The sequence below is a fragment of the Deinococcus multiflagellatus genome (assembly GCF_020166415.1).
Taxonomy (GTDB): domain Bacteria; phylum Deinococcota; class Deinococci; order Deinococcales; family Deinococcaceae; genus Deinococcus; species Deinococcus multiflagellatus.
Window position 1 is genome coordinate 48487 of record NZ_JAIQXV010000017.1, and the last position, 19634, is coordinate 68120.

Below are 19634 nucleotides of genomic sequence, written 5' to 3' on the forward strand. Positions count from 1 at the left end.
GAGTGGGTCACGCCTTTCCAGGCCACCATTTTTCTCCTCTCGCGGCCCGGATCGAACCGTTTTTGGCACCGGCCAACCGGACTCCGTCTCAGGCGTAGCCGCGCGCCTGCAAGTCGTACAGGGCCGCGTACCGCCCGCCGCGCGCCATCAGCTCGCGGTGGCTGCCCGTTTCTGCCACCTCACCGCCGGCAAGCACCAGAATCACATCGGCCAGGCGCACCGTGGAGAAGCGGTGTGAAATCAGCAGGGTAATCCGCTCGCGGGTTTCCTCGCGCAGCGCCTCAATGGTCTCGAACTCGGCGCGGGCGTCCAGGGCCGCGGTGGGCTCGTCAAACACCAGCACCGAGGCGTCGCGGAAATACAGCCGGGCCAGGGCCAGCCGCTGCCACTGCCCGCCCGAGAGCTGGCGCCCCCCCTGAAACAGTCGGCCCAGCGGCGTGTCCAGGCCGTCGGGCAGCGTTTGCACGAACTCGGCGCCCGCCCGCTCCACCGCCCGCGCCACGGCGTGGTCGGGGCCGGCGGCCGGCGTGGTGGCCAGCGCCACGTTGGCCCGCGCGGTCAGCTGGTACTGGCCGAAATCCTGAAAAATCACGCTCATTTCCCGCTGCACGCTGCGCGGGCTGAAGCGCGCCGCATCCTGGCCGTTCAGCAGAATTTGGCCGCTGGTGGGCGAGAACAGCAGCGTCAGCAGCTTGACCACAGTGGTCTTGCCCGCCCCGTTCTCGCCCACGAGGGCCAGCGCCTGCCCCCGGCGCACCGTGAAACTCACGTTCTGCAGCACGTCGCGGTCGGTCAGGGGGTAGCGGAACCCCACGTTGCGGAACTCAATGGTGTCATTGGGCCCTTCCCAGGTCTCGCCCGCGTCCAGGTCGCGGCTGGGCAACTCCAGAAAGGCAAAGAGGTTCCGCATGTACAGCAGGTTCTGGTACACCGCGCTGCCGCCGCCCAACAGGCCGCTGACGGTGCTCTGTACCTGGGCGATCCCCAGCACGAACACACTGAATTCCCCCGCGCTGACCTGCCCGGCCGCCGCGCGGCGCAGAATCAGGGCGCTGGCCAGCCCGATCAGCAGCGCGCCCAGCAGCGCCGCCGCAAAGCCCCACCCCGCGCGGCGCCGCACCAGGGCCACCAGCTGGCGGCGAAAACCCAGGTAATACTCACGCCAGCGCGACAGCAGCTCGTTCTCGAAGCCAAAGAGACGCACCTCCTTGACGTGGGCGTCAGAGGTCAGCAGGCTGCCCAGGTAGTTCTGCACCCGCGCGTCGTGGGTCTGGCGGCGCAGCATGCGGTAGCCCTCCACGCCAAAGCGGTTGTTCACAATCACGCCGGGGATGGTGGCCAGAATCACCAGCGGCAACACCCAGGGCCCCAGGGTGGTCATCAGGGCGCCCACCGAACCCAGCGTGACCAGCCCAGCCGCCAGCGACACCAGTTGCGTGGCCACCCCCAGCGGGCGCGACCCTACCTCGCGGTAGGCCTGCTGCAGGCGGTCATAGGTTTCGGCGTGCTCAAACCGTTCCACACTGAGGCCCGCCGCCTTGCTAAGAATCCGGCGGCTGACCGCGTGTTGCAGGCTGTCGCCCAGCAGTTGCTGGGCCGTGTTCTGCAGGGTGGACAGCAGGCTGCCCAGCACCACCAGGCCCACCTGGGTGGCCAGCAGGGTCAGCAGGGCGCGGTAGGTCACGCCGCCCTGGGCCGCGCGCGCCACCTCGTCCAGCAGCAGCTTGCTCACGTACAGGTTGGCGGCTGGCAGGGCGCTGCCGCCCAGGCTGCTGCCCGCGTAGATCAGGCTGTGCAGTGGACTGGCCGCCCACACCAGCCCCAGCGTGGCGCGCAGGTCGTGCAGGCGCTCGCGCAGCGTGAGGGTTTCGGCGGGCAGGGGTGAGGCGGGGCGCGGCGCGGTCATCAGAGGCCCAGCATGCCGCACTGGCACTGGCCCCGCAGTGACGCGCCGCGCCCTCATACGGATTCCGTCCATTTCCGTAACATCCAGAAAAGAGCTGGATGTTCCTCCAATTCCCGGAAATCCGTACCCTTTCCCTCTCCCTCCGGTCGGAAAAATTCCATAACCCGTTACGGAATTTTTCGGAATCCGTATCAGAAGGATTCCAGTTCATCCGTTGTGGAAGAACCGGTGAACCCGACGGGAGGGGCCCGCAGCCCTGCGCAGCAAAGAAGGCAGATTGGTGATGGAGAGGCGGAGAGGCACCCAGGCAGAGGAAAGGATGATCCGGAACCTGTTTGAGTTCACAAGCCCTGGCAGGGTGCTTAGAGCCGTTGACCAAAGCACCCCCTCACCCCTCGCCGCGCAAGCCCCTCTCCGCTCAGCAGCGCTGCGAATCCCTCCAGGGGTGAGGGTCGAGCACCACCATCATCTTTGTGTTGTCTTAGCGGCGGCCCGTGACCCACCACGCGGCGGCCAGGGCCCCCAGGGCGGCCACGGGACGGCCCAGGGGCCCCAGGCCTGGGGGCACCGGGCCCCCCACCGCCACCGGTCGGCGCGCGTACCAGCCGTGCGAGGGGCGGCTGCGTTCCTCAAAAGTGCGGGCCAGCCGGGTCAGGTCAGCGCTCACATGGGGCCCCTGGACCGGGTGGCCGTGGCCAGTGGCCAGCAGGTCCGCGCCCAGGTCCGCCAGGGTCTGCACCGAGGCGTGGGCAGCCTCCCAGTTGGGTGTGTAGTACGTGGGCGGTCCCTGCACGGACACCGGGCGCAGCGTCAGCGCGCCGCGCACCGTGGCCTGGTGGGTGGTGACCACCGCGTCGCCCGCGATCAGCGTGTGGTCGGCCGCGCGCCACAGCGAGATGTGGCCGTCACTGTGGCCGGGGGTGTGCAGCCAGCGCCAGCCGTCCAGCCCGGGAATGTCGCCGCCTGCGGGCAGGGTCTGCACCGCCGGGCCAAAATCAAAGGGCCCCGGCACGAAGGCAGGGGACAGCAGGCTCATGCCGCCCCCCACCAGCGGGTCTGGCCAGGGATAGCGCGCTTCTCCCGTCACAAAGGGCCGCTCCAGGGCATGCACGTAGACCGGCGCAGGCCATTGCCGCAGCAGGGCCCGCAGGGCCCCCACATGGTCCAGGTGCCCGTGCGTCAGCACAATGGCCCGTGGCGGGCGCCCGCCGTGGGCGGCCTGCGCCGCTTTCCGAATCAGCCCCGCCGTGCCGGGGAGCCCGGCGTCCACCAGCACCCAGTCCTCGCCGGGGCGGCCCAGAAAAAACACGTTCACCAGGGGCAGGCGAACCTGCGCCACATCGGGCCGCAGCCAGCTGGGCTGGCCCACCGCCGACGGAATGGAGCTCATAGCCACCTCCCTAAAGCCGGAAGCGGCGCGCACCAGGGCGCACCCCGTTCCTTGCCGGCAAGTCTGTCGGGATGTAACGGGTGGAGGGATGAGACGGGGCCTAGGCTGTCCTGAGCCATTCTGGCGCCCAGCCTTCATGAGCCTCAAGAACAGATCAAGCGCCGTCCTGGGTCCCATCGGGGTCTGACCCGGGGCCCTGCAGGGTGTCGGCCAGCCCGCGCGCGAGGGCCAGCGCGTTCTGAAAGCCAGTCTGGTCATCGGCATACCCGGCCGATTCAGAGGTGTGCTCGAAGTCGCGCAGCGAGGCCCGGCGCAGCTCGCGCAGCGGCATCAGCCGCACACCCGCATCCAGGCTGGCCAGATACGCCGCCTGCCGCAGCTCGTAGGGGGTGTGGTAAGGAAAAACCCGCGCCTGGGGGGTGTGGAATATTCCGCCCTGCTGGCCCTGCCAGCGCAGCAGGCTGGCCACACTGGCGTCGTCCAGCCGGGTGATGCTGTGGGCCCGCAGCACCTCACCGGGGTTCAGGCGCACCGCCTGCCACTTTAAGGCCAGCAGTTCCTCCAGGCGAAAGGCATGGTGGTACAGCAGGGTCAGCGCCGCGTGCAGCGCCGCGTTCGAGCGGCTGGCGCGAATCAGGGCCTCAATGGTCTGGCGCGGTGGGGGCGGGGTATCACGCCGCTCCTGGGGCGGGCGGCGCAGGCCGCGCAGCGGGTTGCTGCTGAGAACCCCGTGGTCCAGCAGGGCTTCATACAGCCCGTGCAGCGCGCTCAGGCGGGCGCGGGCCGTGTTGGGCTTGACCGGCGGGCCATCCTGACTGAACGACACCCGAGTGGCCCAGTCGTGAAACTGCGCGGGAGGCCGCTGCAGGTCCAGGCCCTCGCGCCGGGCCTGCTGAAAAAAAGGCAGCAGCCGCACGTAGCGCAGCGCGGCGGCGCGCGGGTGGCCTGAAGGCGGCCCCAGCGCCCCCAGCAGCGTGTCCAGGTCATAGTCCCGCAGCGCGCGCAGCAGGCGCCGCGTCTGGTCATGATCGGGGCTGAGGTGGCCGGTCATGGGCCAATACTAGGGCCCCCGGTGTTGCCGCTGGCCCTGTGGGGCCGCTCAAGGGCCAGACCAGACGGGCGGCCCCGGCCCACACCGTCCACGCCAGACGCAAAAGCGGACAGCTGTACAGCGTGACTTCTGCCAAGCCCCTGCGCTTCAAATCCCCTGGCCCGTGGCCGCCCTGGCCGACGTGCTCACACCCAGCGGGCCGCTGCAGGTGCCGGGCATTTGGCCGCTGCGCGCGCTGGTGGGCCTGCTGTCCACGCTGCTGACGATGTCCTCAACGCCATGCCAACCGCTGTCTGTCGCGGTCACTCGCTCTGCTCGCCCTAGATGACCTGAAGGGTTCACCTTCAGATCATGTGGTGACCGCTATAAGGCAAATGAAGGGTGTGCCGCCCACCCCACGTTCTGTGGCCGGCATGAAGGGGCGGCCGTCCGGACCCAGGGTGGAGTGGGCCGCTGCTGTGATCGTCATTCCCAATCTGCCCCGCAGCCGCGCGCCGCTCACCCAACCGGTCATTCCCTGGCTGCAGCGGCTGCCCGGCTACCCTGCTCCCCAGCCGCGTGGCGGTGGAATGGCTGGCGGTCAGCCTCGCGGTGGTGGCGGCCGTGGCCGCTGGCCCTGGGGGACGTGCTGCACAGCCTGTGGGACCCCCTGCACACCGGGCGTTGGTGGGGCGTCGCCATGTGTCTGCTGTGGCACTGGAGCGAGCCATGGCAGGGCCACGGAAGCGGCGCTGCTGGGCCGGTTGCCCTTCGTGCCGCAGGTCCTGTTCTACCCAACCACTGGGCCGCGCCAGCGGCGGACCTTATACTCCCGCGCATGACGGGTGTGACGGCTCCCCTGAACACCCGCGCGCTGCTGCTGGCCCTGCTGATCACCGGCATCTGGGGCGTGAATTTTGTGGTGATCAAGTGGAGTGTCGCAGGCGCCCCGCCCCTGCTGGTGGCCGCCCTGCGCTTTCTGGTGGCCGCCCTGCCGGCGGTGTGGTTCGTGCCGCGCCCGCGCCTGCCCGCCCGCCTGCTGTGGGGCTATGGCCTGGCGGTGGGCGTGGTGCAATTTGGGCTGCTGTACCTCGCCATTCAGCTGGGCATGAGTGCAGGCCTGGGCTCACTGCTGATGCAGATGCAGGCATTCTTCACGGCGCTGCTGGCGGCCTGGGTGCTGGGCGAACGGGTGCAGCCCTGGCAGGTGCTGGGCATCCTGCTGGCGTTCAGCGGTATGGGCGTGATCGGGGCCCTGTCCGGCGGGGACCTCACCGTGCCCAGCCTGCTTCTGACGCTGCTGGCCGCGCTGGGCTGGGCGGTCAGCAACCTGCTGGTCCGGGCGTCGGGCGGGGTCAACATGTTCTCGCTGGTGATCTGGAGCGCCCTGATTCCGCCGGTGCCGCTGGCACTGCTCGCTGGGCTCACCAGCGGCTGGGACGCGGTGGCGCGCACCTTGGTCCACAGCAGCGCCGGATTCTGGGCGGCGGTGGTGTTCATGGGCCTGGGCAATACTGTGCTGGGTTTCGGGGTGTGGGCCGCGCTGATCCAGCGGCACGGCGCGGCCCGCGCTGATCCAGCGGCACGGCGCGGCCCGCGTGGCGCCTCTGTCACTGCTGGTGCCCGTGTTTGGGTTGCTGGCCAGCGCCCTGGCCTACCAGGAAACGTTTCCGCCGGGTAAGGTCCTGGGCGCCGCCCTGGTCTTTGCGGGGCTGGCGCTGCATGTGTTTGGCGGGCGGTGGTGGCGCCGTTAGGCAGGGCCCCGGTGCGGTGATCCCTGGGGCGCCGGCCCCCATCAAGCCTGGACGCCGCGCAGCCCCGTGCGAAGCCGCTGCGGGGCCGGGTGGAGCGGCTGGGGCTCGGTCAGGCGGCCTGGGCCCCGGCTTCGGGAAAAGCGCCGTAGTAATCTTCCAGCAGCTGGTGCAGCGCCGGGTCGAAGGCATGCAGGAGCTGCGGGGCTTCAAAGTACAGTTCTGTGGTCACAGCAAAAAACTCGGCCGGACTCTGCGCCGCGTACGGATCAATGGGGGCTTCGCCCCAGGCGAGGTGGGCACGCAGCCGGGTCAGGGCGCCGCTGACCACCTGCGCCCAGCGGGCGTAGGCCGCACGGTTGCGCAGCAGCGGCGCGCCGTCCACCGCGCCGCTGCCACTGTCGAGCTGGTGGGCAAATTCGTGCAGCACGACGTTGCGCCCAGTCCATTCGGCCCAGGTGCTGGCCTCCACAGCGCTCCAGGCCAGCACCACGCCGCCCCGGTGCCACGACTCCCCAATGCGCGCGGTGGGCACCTGCGCCATCACGCCGCCGGGCAGCACCTGGGTCACAGGGGACACAAAGGCATCCGGGTACAGATAAACCGTGCTGCAGTGCGGAAAGTGGCTGGGGTCGTGGTGCAGTTCCAGGCGGCAGGCCTGCGCCGCCACCGTGACCCGCATGGCGTCGGTGACGTCCAGGCCGCCGCAGCCCTCGAAGGTCTTTTCGGCCAGGAAAATCTGAATGCGGCCCTGCAGCCGCCGCTGCAGGTCTGGGTCCAGGCGGGCGTACCAGGGCAGGCGGCGCAGCACCGCCAGCCAAGCGGCCGGAAAAGGGTGTTTGAGCAGCGCATGACGGCGCAGGAACGTCAACATAGGGCCTCCACAAGGCACAGGCGTGCCAATTCGCAAACTGCTTTAAAAAACATAGCATGGAAGGGTGTGGCAGGTGGGGGCCCAGCCCCGGGCGGCCCCCGCACCATGACCTGAAGGTGAACGCTTCAGCTCATCTGTGGCGAGCGCCGCGAGTGACCGCCACAGCGGGCGGTTGGCGTGACGCCCAGGGGGTGCTTTCCTCCCCTGGGCGGAACCACCCCACCCTTCACCTGCCCCTGGCGCCGGCCGCTGGCACGTAGGGGCAGGACTTGTCACGGCCCTGTTGCTGGCGGCCGTGACCATCCGCTGGGCCCGCCCGGCCTGGTGGGCTCACCTGCTCGGCTGGCGGTGTCGTGCGACCAGAGCGCCCCGCATGCAGACTGCCGCTCTGCGAGTTCCTCGGGTCGGAAAACTTCCGTTACGCGTGACGGAAGTTTTCGAAAGCCGTGTTACCCCTGCCCGGTGCGGGCGCGGCGGTGCTGGGCTTTCATGGCGTACAGCCGCTCATCGGCCAGGCGCATCAGGTCCTCGGGGCCCAGGCGCTCGTCTGGAAAAAACGCAATGCCTACGCTCACGCCAGCGGCGGCGAAGCCCTGCGCCTGCACGTGGGCCATCAGCTGCTCCGTGCGGCGCAGCAGGGGCGCGGCGGCGCTGGGCGGGCTGTGGGGCAGCAGAACGGCAAACTCGTCGCCCCCCAGGCGGTAGCAGCGGTCCTCGGCCCGTTGCTGCTGGCGCAGGCCCTGCCCGAACAGCCGCAGCAACTGGTCCCCCGCGTCGTGGCCCAACTCGTCGTTGACGGTCTTCAGGCCGTCGAGGTCCATCATCATCAGGCCAAAGGCGTAGCCGTGGCGCCGGGCGCTGGCCACCTCGGCTTTCAGGTCCAGTTCAAAGGCCCGGCGGTTGCCCAGTCCAGTCAGCGCGTCTTGCAGGGCCGCCGTTTCCAGGCGGTACAGGTGGTGCTGGCGTTCCATGGCCACGAGCAGCGCCACCCGCGCCGCCTCGAACAGCTGCTGCTCCTCCGCCGTCCAGGGGCCTACCGCGTGCACCCTGCTGACGATCAGAACGGTGGTCTGGCCCGTCGTGGCGTCAAAGAGCGGCAAAAGGGCCACCGCCGATAACCCTTCTTGGACATACATCGGGTGGGCGCGCGGATGCGCGGCGTAGTCCGCGATGTACACCGGGGCCTGCGCCTCAATGGCCAGCCACGCCAGGCCTGTCCCCCGGGGAACGGGCGGCAGCTCCGTCTGGGTCAGGGCGCCGGTGGCGCGCCCTGAATGCCAGACACGGGTGAGCCGCGCCTGATCGCCCTCCTGCACCGCAATGCCCAGCCAGTCTGCGGCCAGGGCGTCGCGGAACTTCAGCAGCACCTGCTCGGCGGTGGCCAGCACGTCCCCTGGCTGCCCCGACAGCTGCACCATTTCCAGCAGGGCCACGTTGCGGGTCAGGGCCTGCTGCAATTCCTGCTCCTTGCGCTGCAGGGCGGCCGTGGCCTGCAGCGCCGCCCGGACTTTCGGCATCAGGGGCGGCAGGGCAGCGGCGGTGGCCACGCTCACGATAGCCGTCATGGCCCGGAGGTACCCGTCCAGCCAGTAGGCCGGATAAATGCGCACCAGCACGTGCATCACATGCGTCAGGCCGCAGGCCACAATAAACAGCCCAAAGGCCAGCACCACCCAGTCAAAGGGCAGGTGTTCGCGGTTGCGGGAGACCATCAGGGCCAGCAGGCCGGCAATCACGGTATACGCCAGACCAATCAGCAGATCGCTGCCCACGTGCAGGAGAACCAGCGAGGGCGCCCAGTCGTGGTGGTGATCGGCCGAAAAGCCCTGGGTGCTCCAGAGGTTGGGCAGGACGCCGGGCCACAGCAGCGGGGCCAGCAGGCCCACGAGCAGCAGCAGGAAGATGCGGGTCAAACTGGCGTTGGGTCGGGGCATCGCTCTCCTGAGAACGGGCTGAGATAACGGCGCTCATCTTGCCGCAGGGGCTGCTACAAAACCCTGACGCCGTCCAGGGCCCGCCCCGCCTGCCAGAATGACGGCCCCCCCCCGGCCATGGGCAGCGGCGCGGCGTTCATCCCCGCGCCTGTGGATCCACACGGAGGGCGGCGCGGTGCAACAAGCATGGCATGGCGCCAGGGGTGCGGCCCATGGTTTGCCCCGTGGCCCTTGTCCGGATGCCCCACGCCGGATCAACGGGGCCACGGTGCCCAGGCGCCGGCCCCGCGCCGAGGCCCAGGCCACGCCCAGTAGAGTGGAGCCTGTGAACCACTGCGTGTTCGGCCCAGGTTCAGCGGCCCTGGCCCGGCGGGGCGGCCGCCCATGAGCCTGCCCCACCTGCGGCCTGTGTCCTGGCCCGGTCCCGAGGAGGCCCCGGAGCTGGTGGGGCGCGAAGCGGACGAAGCGGCGCTGCTGGCCGCCCTGCGCGGGGGCACGCGGCTGCTGACCCTGGTGGGGCCCGGCGGGGTGGGCAAGACGGCCCTGGCCTCGGCGGTGGCCCGGCAGGCGGCGCAGCTGGGTCTGGCGGTCCATGAGGCCGACCTGTCGGCCCTGACCGAGGGCGAGCGGCTGGCCGAGGGCGCGGCGCGGGCCCTGGGCGTGCGGCTGTCTGGCGCTCAGCCGCCGCTGCAGGCGCTGCGGGCCTTTTTGCCCCCTCGCCCCCGCCTGCTGGTGCTGGACAATCTGGAACAGATGCAGGGCGCCGCGCCCGCTGTGGCCGAACTGCTCGCCGCGCTGCCAGAGGTGCAGGTGCTGGTGACCAGTCGCCGGGCCCTGGGCCTGCGGCGGGAGCGGGTGTGGCGGGTGCAGCCTCTGGCGCTGCCCGGGCCCGGCAGCGCAGCGGCGGCGCTGGGCTCGCCCGCCGCCACCCTGTTTCTGACACGCGCCCGCGAGGCCGTGCCCGGTTTTGCCCTGGCCCCCGGGGACGAGCCGCTGCTGACCGACCTGGTGCGCCGCCTGGACGGCCTGCCACTGGCGCTGGAACTGGCCGCGCGCCGCACCGGGCTATTCTCCCTGCGCGCCCTGCTGGGGCAGGTGCAGGCCCGGCTGCCAGAGGGTGGCCCCGCCGACGCCCCCAGGCGCCACCGCTCCCTGGCAGAGGTCGCGCGCTGGAGTGAACAGTTGCTGCCTGACCCAGTGGCGCGGCTCTTTCGCTGGCTGTCGGTCTTTCCGGGGCCGTTTGGGGCCGAAGACGCGCAGGCGCTCATGGCGGGTGCCGGTCCAGCCCCCGACACATTCGCCGACCTGCTGGACCTGGCCGAATCCAGCCTGATTGTGCCGCTGCCAGACGGCCGCTTCCGCTTGCTTGAAACCCTGCGGGCCTACGCGGCGGAACGCCTGGACCACACGGGTGAGCGCCGCGCGGCGGTGCTGGCCCTCGCGGCGCTGGTGCTGCGGGACCTGGACCAGCGGGTGGCGGCTGGGCAGGAAGCGGCCCTGGCCCCGCACCTCGATGCGGCGCATGAACGCGCGGCCCTGGTGCTGGTCTGGGTCACGGCCCAACCGGCGCCCGACCCCGACGCCGCCAGCTGGGGCGCACGGCTGTGCGCCGAAGCCTACGCCACCTGGGTGCAGCGCGGCCGGGGCCGCGAGGGTCTGGCGTGGTGCCGGCAACTGCTGGCGCGCACCGACCTGGCGCCAGCGGCGCGGGTCCGCGCGGGCACCGCAGCAGGCCTCCTGCTGGCGCGCCAGGGCCACATGGCTGAAGCCCGCGCCCTGCTGGGGGCCACGCGGGCCACGGCCGCCACCCTGGACCCGGAGCTTCATGTCCGCGTGCTGCTCGCCGAAGGCGGACGGCGCCTGATGGCCGCCGAGCCGGGCTGCCTGGAACTTGCTGAGGCCGCGCTGGCCCTGGCCGGGGACGCGGGCTTGCCGGCCCTGCAGGCCAGCGCGCAGGTGCTGCTGGCCCGCGCCGCCCTGGACGCCGGGCAACTGGCGCGGGCCACCGCCCTGCTGGAAGCGGCCCTCAGCTCGTACCGGGCGGGTCCGCAGCCCTATCAGGAGATGCTGACGGCCGTGACCCTGGGCGACGTGCTCAAGGCGGGCGGTGAGCCCGAGCGGGCGCGCGCCGCCTACGAGGAGAGTCTGCATCTGGCCGAGGTGCTGGGCGCTGAACACGGGCGGGCGGTCGCGCAGTCGCGCCTGGGCCTGCTGTGGATGAATGTTTTCCGGGACCCGGGCCGGGCCCGGCCACTGTTTCAGGCCGCGCTGCAGGCCATGCGCGCCCAGCATGACCTGACCGCGCAGGCCATCTTGCTGTACAACCTCGGCGACGCCGAGGCCGTGCTGAATGAGGATGAAGCGGCCGAGCGCGCCTACCGGGCGGCCACCGCGTTGTTTGGTCGCCTGGGCTGGGCTGGTGACATTGCGCAGGTCCAGGCGATTCTGGCCTTGGTTGTGGCGCGCCAGGGCCGCCTGGACGAGGCCCTGAACCTTGCCCGGCGCGCGTGGCCTGTGCTGGTGGAAGCAGGCAACTGGCCGCCGGGGCTCAACGTGGCGCTGGCCCTGGCCGCTGCCGGTCTGGCCCTGGATCAGCCCCAGCAGGCGGCGGCCGCCCTGGCCGCTGGCGACGCCCTGGCCCAGGAACACCGCCTGGGTGACGTCTGGGTGGACGACGCAGATCGCCTCCGTCTGCAGGCCGGGGTGCGTGCGCGGCTGGCCCCGGACGTCTTGGCGCGGGCCAGCGCGCTCCCCACGGACGGCGCCCAGCACGCCATCACCCAGGCCCTGGCGCGCGCTGTCCAGGCCCCGGCAGAGGCTGGGGGGCACACTGGGCCAGCGCTGGCCGCCGCGCCCCAGCCCGGCCCGCTGGGTCCAGGCGCCCAGACGCCGCCCACCGACCTGACCCCCCGCGAACTCGACGTGCTGCGCCTGTTGCGGGGCGGCCATCCCAACAAACGTATCGCGTCCCTGCTGGGCCTCTCCGAAACCACCGTGCGCAATTACCTCAGCGCCGCTTACGCCAAGCTGGGGGTGCGCAACCGCACCCAGGCCCTCAGCGCTGTCCTGGCCCTGGGGCTGGTGAAGGACGGGGAATAGGGCAGGGGAGAGCCCCCACCCGCGCCGCTGCCGGTACTGGACAGCGACTTTCCCTGTGCTTGACCCGGCTCGTGCCCAGCGGGACACGCACAGCTAAAAGTACCTTCGCGCCGCCCTCGCCAGGCCGGCCCCAGGCAGCTTGAGGCGCGGCGTGGGGCCGCCGCCTGTTCCTGATTCACTCTCTGTTCATGCCATGGGCGAATCGGGAGCCCGCCGCTTCCTCCGGCGTCCAGACCACCCGTGACCGCCCCTCGGCGCCGCTTGGCAGGTCGGCTCAGGTTGAACAGGTTTTGGAACGGTTCACCCGGCATCCATATGGGCGTCTGGGCTCCCGGAGGTGCAGGAAAGGGGCACTTGCGCCCTCTCCTGCACCTCTGTGCTCAGGGCGAGGTGGCCCACAGGAAGGTGGAACTCAGGGGGTGGCGCTGGCCGGTGGCTGTCACTGGCGCCTGGGTGTAGGCCGTGCGGCGGTCATTCCAGCACTTCATGGTGGCGTCTTCGCGTCCGGAGGGGTCGGTCAGGATGCTGCCGTGGTCAAACGACGGGTTGGTGTAATAGCAGGCGCTGCCCGTGCCGCCAATGGCGCTTGAGCGGGTGTCGCCCACCACGTAGTCGTTGCTGCCGCCCAGGTTGAAGCGGTATTTCACGCCGCTGTTGCCACTGTCCCAGTCGGTGTTCAGCACCCGCAAGAAGTCGGAGCCCGGCGTCATTTCCTTGCACTGGGTGTTGCACGACCACGTCACGTTGTTGGCCAGCGACGCAAACGTGGCCCCATTGTTCGGCGTGTTGAGGGTCATCATGGTTTTCACCGCCAGGGTGGGGGGAAAGCGCGGGTCTTTCCCGCTGGCCCCCACCGCCACCCGCGCCACCAAACCGCCCAGCGAATGCCCCACCAGGCTCACCGTGTAGCCCTTGGCGGTGTAGTTGGTGTACACCCACCACGCCAGGCGCTGCCCCAGCTGCACGATGGACGTGTCGTTGGTGAAGGTCCTGTTCTCCAGCAGCAGGTTGCTGGAGTAGGGCTTGGGCGGGCGCACGTCCTTGAGGTTGACGTAACAGCTGCTCGGCGCCTGCTTGTCGTAAAAGCCCACCGTCCGCAGCTTGCTGCCCCACAGCGCGTCCTGGTTGTAAAAGTACTGAATCATGTCCCTGAAATAGGTGTCGCAGCCTGCAGGGGTCACGCTGTTGTCCTTGTGGGCACTGGGCGAGTAAAAGGGCTCCAGGCCGCGAATCAGCAGCACAAAGTCCGCCGGGGCGACCGCCTGGGCCTGCAGCGCTGTGGCGTCTGCGGGCGTCGGCTGGGCTGCCAGCGCGTCTGAAACCGCCGGCGCTGTCTGCGCCGCTGGGGTGGGCAAGGGGGCCACCGAAGCGCAGCCGGCAAGCAGCAGGGCGCTCAGGGTCAAGGCGGGGGTCAGGCTCCGGGTCATAGATCCTCCTGCGCCGCTGGGTCAGGCGCGGCGCTGTGAACGAGATGCGGTGAGTCTAGGCACGGCGCGGCGGGCGGCCCAGGTGCAGGCGTGGGGGGTCAACCGGCGGCACCGACCCGGTACATCTGTCACTGGTGGCCCCGCAGCAGGGGGCGGTGTCATAGCGGTAACCACATCACCTAAAGGGTTTACCTTCAGGTGATGTGGGGCGAGCGGAGCGATTGACCGCGATAGACAGTGGTTGGAGTGGCGTTGAGGGGGGTGCTTTTCTCCCCAAGGCGGAACGGAATACCGCTGTCACAGGCCGCCCGCCTTGGTTGAGCCCACCGTCTGCCCTGATCCTGCGGGCCCAAGCTTCAGGGTTGCCCCCAGGGCCCGCTCACGGTGGACCCCAGGAGCGGTGGAACAATTCCTCCATGTGGACTGCGGCGCTGTGGGGGCTGGCTGGGGGTTCGTCGCTGGTGGTGGGAGCCCTGCTGGGGCTGTACGCGCCCATCAGCAAAAAGGTGGTGGCCCTCATCATGGCGCTGGGCGCCGGCGTGCTGGTCAGCAGCGTGGCCTTTGAGCTGATGGACGAGGCCCTGGGCAAAGGGGGCTTTGACGCGGCTGCCACCGGGCTGCTGCTGGGCGCCCTCGCCTTTTTTCTGGGCGACCTGATGATAGGCCGCGCGGGTGGTCGGCACCGCAAACGCAGTGGTGGCCAGCAGGAGGCCGGCGCGGCGTCGGCCATTGTGCTGGGCAGCCTGATGGACGGTGTGCCGGAATCGGTGGCCATCGGGGTGGGCCTGCTGGCGGGCGGTAAGGTGGGCTGGGTGTTTCTGGCGGCGGTGTTCCTGAGTAACATCCCCGAGAGCCTCAGCGCCAGCGTGGGCCTGAAGCGCGCGGGCCACGCCCCGCTGCATATCCTGGGCATGTGGAGCGCCATCGCCCTGCTGAGCGCGGTGGCTGCGGGCCTGGGCTTTACGCTGCTGCGCCACGCCGACGCCAATCTGGTGGCGGGGATTCAGGCCTTTGCGGCGGGCGCCATTTTGACCATGCTGTCGTCCACCATGCTGCCGGAAGCCTACGAAGAAGGGGGCGCGGTGATTGGGCTGGCCACGACCTGCGGCTTCCTCGCCGCCTTTACCCTCAGCCACTTGTGAAAAGGCGCTTCGTGTCTTCCCCAATGGTTCGGACAGTGTTCAAGCGTGGCGAGTGTCTTATGGAAGAAACGTCGTCTGGGACGCCCCACTCGCTGCTCCCTCTGCTGCGCCGCTCTGCGGATCCCCCACAAGGGCTTCTGTCACCTTCCCTGACGGAACCCCATGAAGTGGGGCGGGTGGCTGGGGCGTTCGGCTACGCCCTGAAACAGATGAGCGGAGAGCCGCTGGGCGACCCCACGGCGGTCAGCATCACGGCGCAGTTGACCTGTTTGGACTTCAGCTTCGATTCGACCAACTGTCACCGGAGCAGCATGGGCATAGATGAGGCGTTGCGGCTGGCGGCGCAGTATGTCCAGAGCGGTACGCCCGTGCGCACCACCAACCGGGCCGGACCCCAGACCGCAGGCACGCGCCTGATTGAGGGCATTGGACCTGGGCAGCTGGACGTGCAGGTAGACGTCCCGGACGAGGTGGAACAGTCGCCGGATACGGGGGAGTCGCCGCTGGACGGTTCACAGGCAGAAGCCGCGGACCCACGGGCAGATGAGGAGGCCGCACTGAACGCCCTCAGGGTCGCTGCCCAGGCCCTGGGAGGCGCAGAAGAGGCGGCGCGGGCAGCCCGCGCCCGGTACAACGCCGCAGCCCAGGCCTATGCCCAGGTTGTCCAGCAGGAGGGAAACACACTTCGCGGGCGCTCCGCTACGCTCCTTCAGTAGGCCCCTTCCTGGTGGTGGACGCTGTCCTGCTGGCCTACACAGTCGTACCCTGGCAGATCATCCATCCAGTCGGCCTGAGTGTGATGTGGGTCGCCTTCCCACTACACATCAGGATTCAGCATTTTCTGGGTATTGAACGATCTCAGGAAGTGAGGATCCACGCCAGAGAGTTCCGTTTCAGGAAAAACGCTGCGCCGTACTCCCGTGGTGTGGGGTACGGCGCGGCTCTGAAGCGCCGTTTAGGGAGCTGTGACGGTGACCACGAAACCAACGGGGCCAGGTCCGGCGGGTACGTCGGTGCGCGTCAGGCCCAGCAGGGCTGTGGAGCGGGTGCCGACGGCCACTGTGGAGGGGACCGTCACATTCACGGTGGTGGTGTGCGAAGTCCCGGTGGTGAAGGTCCGTGCTGGAACGGTGTAGGTGATGCCTTCCGGGGAGACGTAGATGACATTGGGATCCGGATGCTGGGCTGCGGCCTCGTTGGACTTGCTCCAGATCAGCGGCGTGCCCGTGGGCACAGGTCCGTAATTGATGGTCACTGTGCCCGTGCGGGTGGTGCCTTGCGGCACCGTGAGCTGGACTGTGCCGCCATTGACCACGCCGCTGTTCGGGCCGGGCGGAGAAAAGGGCGAAGAAGAGCTGTTCACGCAGCCGGTCAAGCCGAGGAGGAACAGCGCTGCAAGACCGAGAGGCAGGAACGGCTTCATGGCGCGTATCTTACGCCCCCTCAAGGTCGGGCCACCTGGCATTCGGTCCATGTGTGGTCGGTGCCGTTGAAGTTGCCACCGCGCACACAACTCCCAATGAAGCTGTCGCTGACCACGTGATCGAGTGAGGGCCAGTAATACCCGGCGTATTCCGGCCTGACTTCGCCAACGGTATCCCTTCTCTGACGGAAGCCCCACAAGGGGGAGGAGAAAAGCAGCGTGTTTGTCAGGCTCTCCTCTGTGGACTGCTGAAACTGTCCTGCTCCCCCAGTCGCCGGAGGGCAAGGCTGTGGAAGGGCGAGGGAAAGAGGCAAGGCCCTCGCACGATCCCTGCCTGGCCTTAGCTGGCCACCACGGCGCCTTGCGGGGGGGCCGGCACTTCGGGCAGCGTGAAATGAAAGGTGCTGCCCTGGCCCGGCGTGCTCTCGGCCCACAGCCGCCCGCCGTGGCGCTCAATGATCTTCTGGCAGATGCCCAGGCCCAGGCCGGTGCCCTCGTACTGGTCGCGGGGGTGCAGGCGCTGAAACAGCACAAAAATCCGTTCCAGATATTCGGCCTCAATGCCAATGCCGTTGTCCGACACCTGCAGATGCCAGTTCTGGCCCTCATGTATGGCCTCCACCTTGAGGTCGGGAACCACCCCTGGGCGGGTGAACTTCAGGGCGTTGGACAGCAGGTTCTGAAACAGCTGGGCCAGCTGCGGTCCGTCGCCCAGCACCGTGGGCAACTCGCCCACCGTGACCCGCGCGCCGGTTTCTTCCAGGCGGCGGCTCAGGCGGGCCATGGCCTCGGTCAGGGGGGTGCCCAGGTCCACGGGTTGCAGGGGCACGTTCTCGCCGCTCAGCCGGGAATAGGTGAGCAGGTCGTCCACCAGGGCGCTCATGCGCTCGGCGCCCCGGATCACCATGCCCAGGTACAGCCGCCCCCGGTCATCCAGCTGGGCGCCGTAGCGCTGCTCAATCAACTGCGTGAAGCTGCTGACCGTGCGGATGGGCTCTTTGAGGTCATGCGAGGTGATGTACGCGAAGCGCTCCAGGGCCATGTTGCTGCGCCGCAGTTCGGCGTTGGCCTGTTCAAGCTCCGCCGTGCGCGCCTGCACCCGCTTTTCCAGTGAGGCGGCCAGCTCGGCCAGCTGCGCCTGCGCTTCGCGCTGCGCCGTCACGTCGGTGTTGGTGCCAAACCAGCGGATCACCTGCCCCTGGGCGTCGCGGATGGGCACCGCCCGCGAGAGAAACCAGCGGTACTCGCCGCTGCGTGAGCGCAGGGGAAAGGTGTCTTCCCACGGCTCGCCGCTGGCGATGGCGGCCCTGAACTTGGCCACCACCCCCTCGCGGTACTCCGGATGGTGCACCCGGGCCCAGCCCCAGTCGCGCACCTCGTCGGGCGACGTGCCGGTGTAGTCGTACCAGCGCTTGTTGTACCAGCCAATGGCCCCGGAGGCGTCCGCCGTCCAGGCGAACTGGCTGATGTGGTCGGCCAGTTCGCGGAAGCGCTCCTCGCTTTCCCGCAGGGCCGCCAGCACCGCCCGGCGCCCTTCCACGTCCAGCAGAACCCCCGGAAACGAGACGGGCGTGCCGTCGGCGGCGTGCTCCACCCGGCCGTTGGCCTCAATCCAGTAGTACCGCCCGTCGCGGCGGCGCACCCGGTATTCATGGGCGTAGGCCCCGCCGCGGGCCACCGCCTCGGCAATGGCCGCCATCAGCCCTGGCCGGTCATCCGGGTGCACGGTGGCGACCACCTGTTCGAGGCTGAGGCCCTCCTGACCCAGCGCGGGATCCAGGCCGAAATTGGTGGCAAAGGCCTCGTCCACAGTGAAGCGGTCATGGCGCAGGTCCCAGAACCATGTGCCCAGAATGGCCCCGGCCGCCAGCGCCAGGCCAATGCGCTCCACGTTTTGCTGCAGCGCGCGCTCGGCGGCCATGCGGGCCGTGACGTCCTGTTCGGCCACCACCGCCCCCAACAGCTGGCCGTCTGCGCCGCAGATGGGCGCGGCGTTGTTCAGGAAAAACCGCCGTTCACTGCGGCCAAAGGGCTGGTATTCGATCAGTTCGCCGCGCACCGTCTCGCCGCGCAGCAGCGCGCGGGTCATGGCCCACTCGTGCGCCGCCACCCGCTGACCGGTCTCGGGCCACCAGCCCACCCACTCGCCGTACTCTTCCCAGCGGGTGGTTTCGGGGGCCACCCCCCACAGCTCGCGGTGCGCGGCGTTGTCGCGGATCAGGTGCCCGGATGGATCGGCGAGCAGCACGCCCACCGGCAGGGCGTCAAGCACCCCGGAGAGCTGCGCCTCGCTGCGGGCCAGGGCCAGTTCGGCCTCCTTGTGGTCGTGGATGTTGGTGGCGCTGCCCAGCCACTCGCCCGTGGGCAGGGGCGTGAGCTGCACCTGATGCCAGAGGTACGCCCCGTCGTGTCGGCGCAGGCGCACCTGCTGCTCAAAGGCGCCCAGTGGCGTGGGGGTGACCGTGGCCAGCACGCTGGGCAGGTCGTCCGGGTGGATCACCTGCGGCCAGACCTCGCGCCCGGCGCGGGCCGGCTGGCCTGTGTAGGTGCACCACGTGCGGTTAAAGTGCGCCTCGCCGCTGCCCAGCTGCGAGGTCCACACGAGTTGCGGCAGACCGTCCAGCACCAGCCGGGTGCGGTCGGCCCGGTCACGCGCGCGCTGCTGCGCCCGGTCCAGCGCCTGGGCCAGCAGCGCCGCGCCGGTTTGCGCCACTGCCTGTTCGGCAGGCCCCAGTGTGCGTGGCCCACCGAAACCCAGCACGGCGGCCCCCAGCGGCTGATCGGTTCTCAGGGGCAAGAGGAGCGCGCTCGGCGCCGCCTGCGGGCGGTCAAGCAGGGCAGTTGCCTGGGAAAGAGGGGTGTCCTGGGTGCTCGACAGGACCAGTGGCGCGCCAGCCTGCAAGACGTCGGCCAGCGGCCCCTCCAGCGGGAGGGCCGGGCCCGCAGGCTGACCCGCACAGACGCGCTGAAGGTGACCAGGCTGCAGCGTGCCCAGGCTGATCTGGTCGGCGCCCAGGATCTGGGCCAGGAGGGGGAGAGTGTCGAGCACCTCGGGCACGGTCTGGGCCTGCGCGAGGCCCTGCGCCAACGCGGGGAGATGTTGAAGCTGGGGCTCTATCTCGCGCTGCTCTTGAAGCCTGGACAGGATCACGACCACCGACCCAGGCGGTCCGCTTTCCCCGGCCGGGGCGCTGTGCAGCCGGTGCCAGTGGTGCTGTCCATCTGCCAACCGGACCCGCACGGCCTGTTCGGCAGGAACGCCTAGTGCGGCCAGCGGGCCAAGCCCCTGGCGATCCGCCGGGTGAAACAGGGTTTCGACGCCCTGCCGGCACAGCCTGTCGGCGGCCAGACCCACATGCCGCGACAGGGCAGGGTTCACGTAAACCGTGGCGCCTGCCCTGTCGCACAGATACGCGGGCAGGGGCACGATGTCGAGCGGGTGAACTGGAAAAGGCGCGGCTGGCCGCTCTGGCATCACCCTCCTAGTGTAGGCGCTTTCCTGCACAGGGCGGCATAGGCCCAGCCGCTGCGCCCAGTTTCTAATATACGGTGATATCAAATCAGTGACCGGCCCCAGCAGGCTGTAGCGCAACATTGCTGGCGCATCTGCTCAGGCCCTGTGTGGTTGTCAGCCCGCATCGTCGGCACCATCAGGGAA

At 69.7% G+C, this 19634-nt stretch carries 13 protein-coding genes; 5 read left to right on the forward strand and 8 right to left on the reverse strand.

Translation table 11 applies throughout. The features are described from left to right. Nucleotides 1–88 precede the first annotated feature (88 nt). From K7W41_RS17200 to K7W41_RS17210, 3 genes are all read right to left on the reverse strand, one after another. The gene (locus K7W41_RS17200; protein ID WP_224611164.1) at nt 89–1906 is read right to left on the reverse strand and encodes an ABC transporter ATP-binding protein; all 1818 of its coding nucleotides are present in this window, start codon (nt 1904–1906) and stop codon (nt 89–91) included. A 481-nt stretch (nt 1907–2387) separates the two neighbouring features. Continuing rightward, nucleotides 2388–3296, reverse strand: a complete 909-nt coding sequence (locus K7W41_RS17205; RefSeq protein WP_224611173.1) for an MBL fold metallo-hydrolase — start codon at nt 3294–3296, stop codon at nt 2388–2390. Nucleotides 3297–3450: 154 nt separating this feature from the next. After that, nucleotides 3451–4347, reverse strand: a complete 897-nt coding sequence (locus K7W41_RS17210; RefSeq protein ID WP_224611175.1) for a hypothetical protein — start codon at nt 4345–4347, stop codon at nt 3451–3453. A gap of 817 nt (nt 4348–5164) precedes the next feature. Here K7W41_RS17210 and K7W41_RS17215 point away from each other — a divergent pair. Together K7W41_RS17215 and K7W41_RS23855 are read left to right on the forward strand one after the other, a co-directional pair. Beyond that, nucleotides 5165–6007, forward strand: coding sequence for an EamA family transporter (locus K7W41_RS17215; RefSeq protein WP_380059132.1), 843 nt, complete (start codon nt 5165–5167; stop codon nt 6005–6007). Beyond that, complete coding sequence (locus tag K7W41_RS23855; protein WP_449508527.1) at nt 5952–6080, forward strand: hypothetical protein; 129 nt, start codon at nt 5952–5954, stop codon at nt 6078–6080. Before K7W41_RS17215 ends, K7W41_RS23855 begins: the two co-directional genes overlap by 56 nt. Before the next feature lie 109 nt (nt 6081–6189). Here the strand turns inward: K7W41_RS23855 and K7W41_RS17220 are convergent, their stop codons facing one another. Together K7W41_RS17220 and K7W41_RS17225 are read right to left on the reverse strand one after the other, a co-directional pair. Continuing rightward, on the reverse strand, nt 6190–6951 hold the full coding sequence (locus K7W41_RS17220; RefSeq protein WP_224611177.1) for a M90 family metallopeptidase: 762 nt from the start codon (nt 6949–6951) through the stop codon (nt 6190–6192). Between the two features lie 449 nt (nt 6952–7400). Continuing rightward, nucleotides 7401–8885 (reverse strand): GGDEF domain-containing protein, encoded by a 1485-nt coding sequence (locus K7W41_RS17225; protein ID WP_224611187.1) that lies wholly within the window; start codon nt 8883–8885, stop codon nt 7401–7403. Nucleotides 8886–9269: 384 nt separating this feature from the next. On the opposite strand from K7W41_RS17225, the gene K7W41_RS17230 reads away from it, so the two are divergent. Continuing rightward, nucleotides 9270–11984 (forward strand): LuxR C-terminal-related transcriptional regulator, encoded by a 2715-nt coding sequence (locus K7W41_RS17230; protein WP_224611189.1) that lies wholly within the window; start codon nt 9270–9272, stop codon nt 11982–11984. A gap of 380 nt (nt 11985–12364) precedes the next feature. On the opposite strand, the gene K7W41_RS17235 is transcribed toward K7W41_RS17230, so the two are convergent. After that, a complete protein-coding gene (locus K7W41_RS17235) occupies nt 12365–13411 on the reverse strand; it encodes an esterase/lipase family protein (RefSeq protein ID WP_224611191.1) in 1047 nt (348 codons plus the stop codon). 416 nt (nt 13412–13827) lie between these two features. Between K7W41_RS17235 and K7W41_RS17240 the strand changes: the two genes are divergently transcribed. Both K7W41_RS17240 and K7W41_RS17245 read left to right on the forward strand, forming a co-directional pair. Continuing rightward, nucleotides 13828–14553, forward strand: a complete 726-nt coding sequence (locus K7W41_RS17240; RefSeq protein WP_224611193.1) for a ZIP family metal transporter — start codon at nt 13828–13830, stop codon at nt 14551–14553. Nucleotides 14554–14762: 209 nt separating this feature from the next. Then, nucleotides 14763–15269 carry a hypothetical protein gene (locus tag K7W41_RS17245; RefSeq protein ID WP_224611195.1) on the forward strand — a complete coding sequence of 169 codons (507 nt, stop codon included), beginning with the start codon at nt 14763–14765 and terminating at the stop codon, nt 15267–15269. A 239-nt stretch (nt 15270–15508) separates the two neighbouring features. Here the strand turns inward: K7W41_RS17245 and K7W41_RS17250 are convergent, their stop codons facing one another. Together K7W41_RS17250 and K7W41_RS17255 are read right to left on the reverse strand one after the other, a co-directional pair. Further along, entirely contained in the window at nt 15509–15976 is a 468-nt protein-coding gene (locus K7W41_RS17250) for a hypothetical protein (RefSeq protein ID WP_224611196.1), read from the reverse strand. Nucleotides 15977–16316: 340 nt separating this feature from the next. Next, on the reverse strand, nt 16317–19451 hold the full coding sequence (locus tag K7W41_RS17255) for a PAS domain-containing protein (protein WP_224611215.1): 3135 nt from the start codon (nt 19449–19451) through the stop codon (nt 16317–16319). Nucleotides 19452–19634 lie beyond the last annotated feature (183 nt).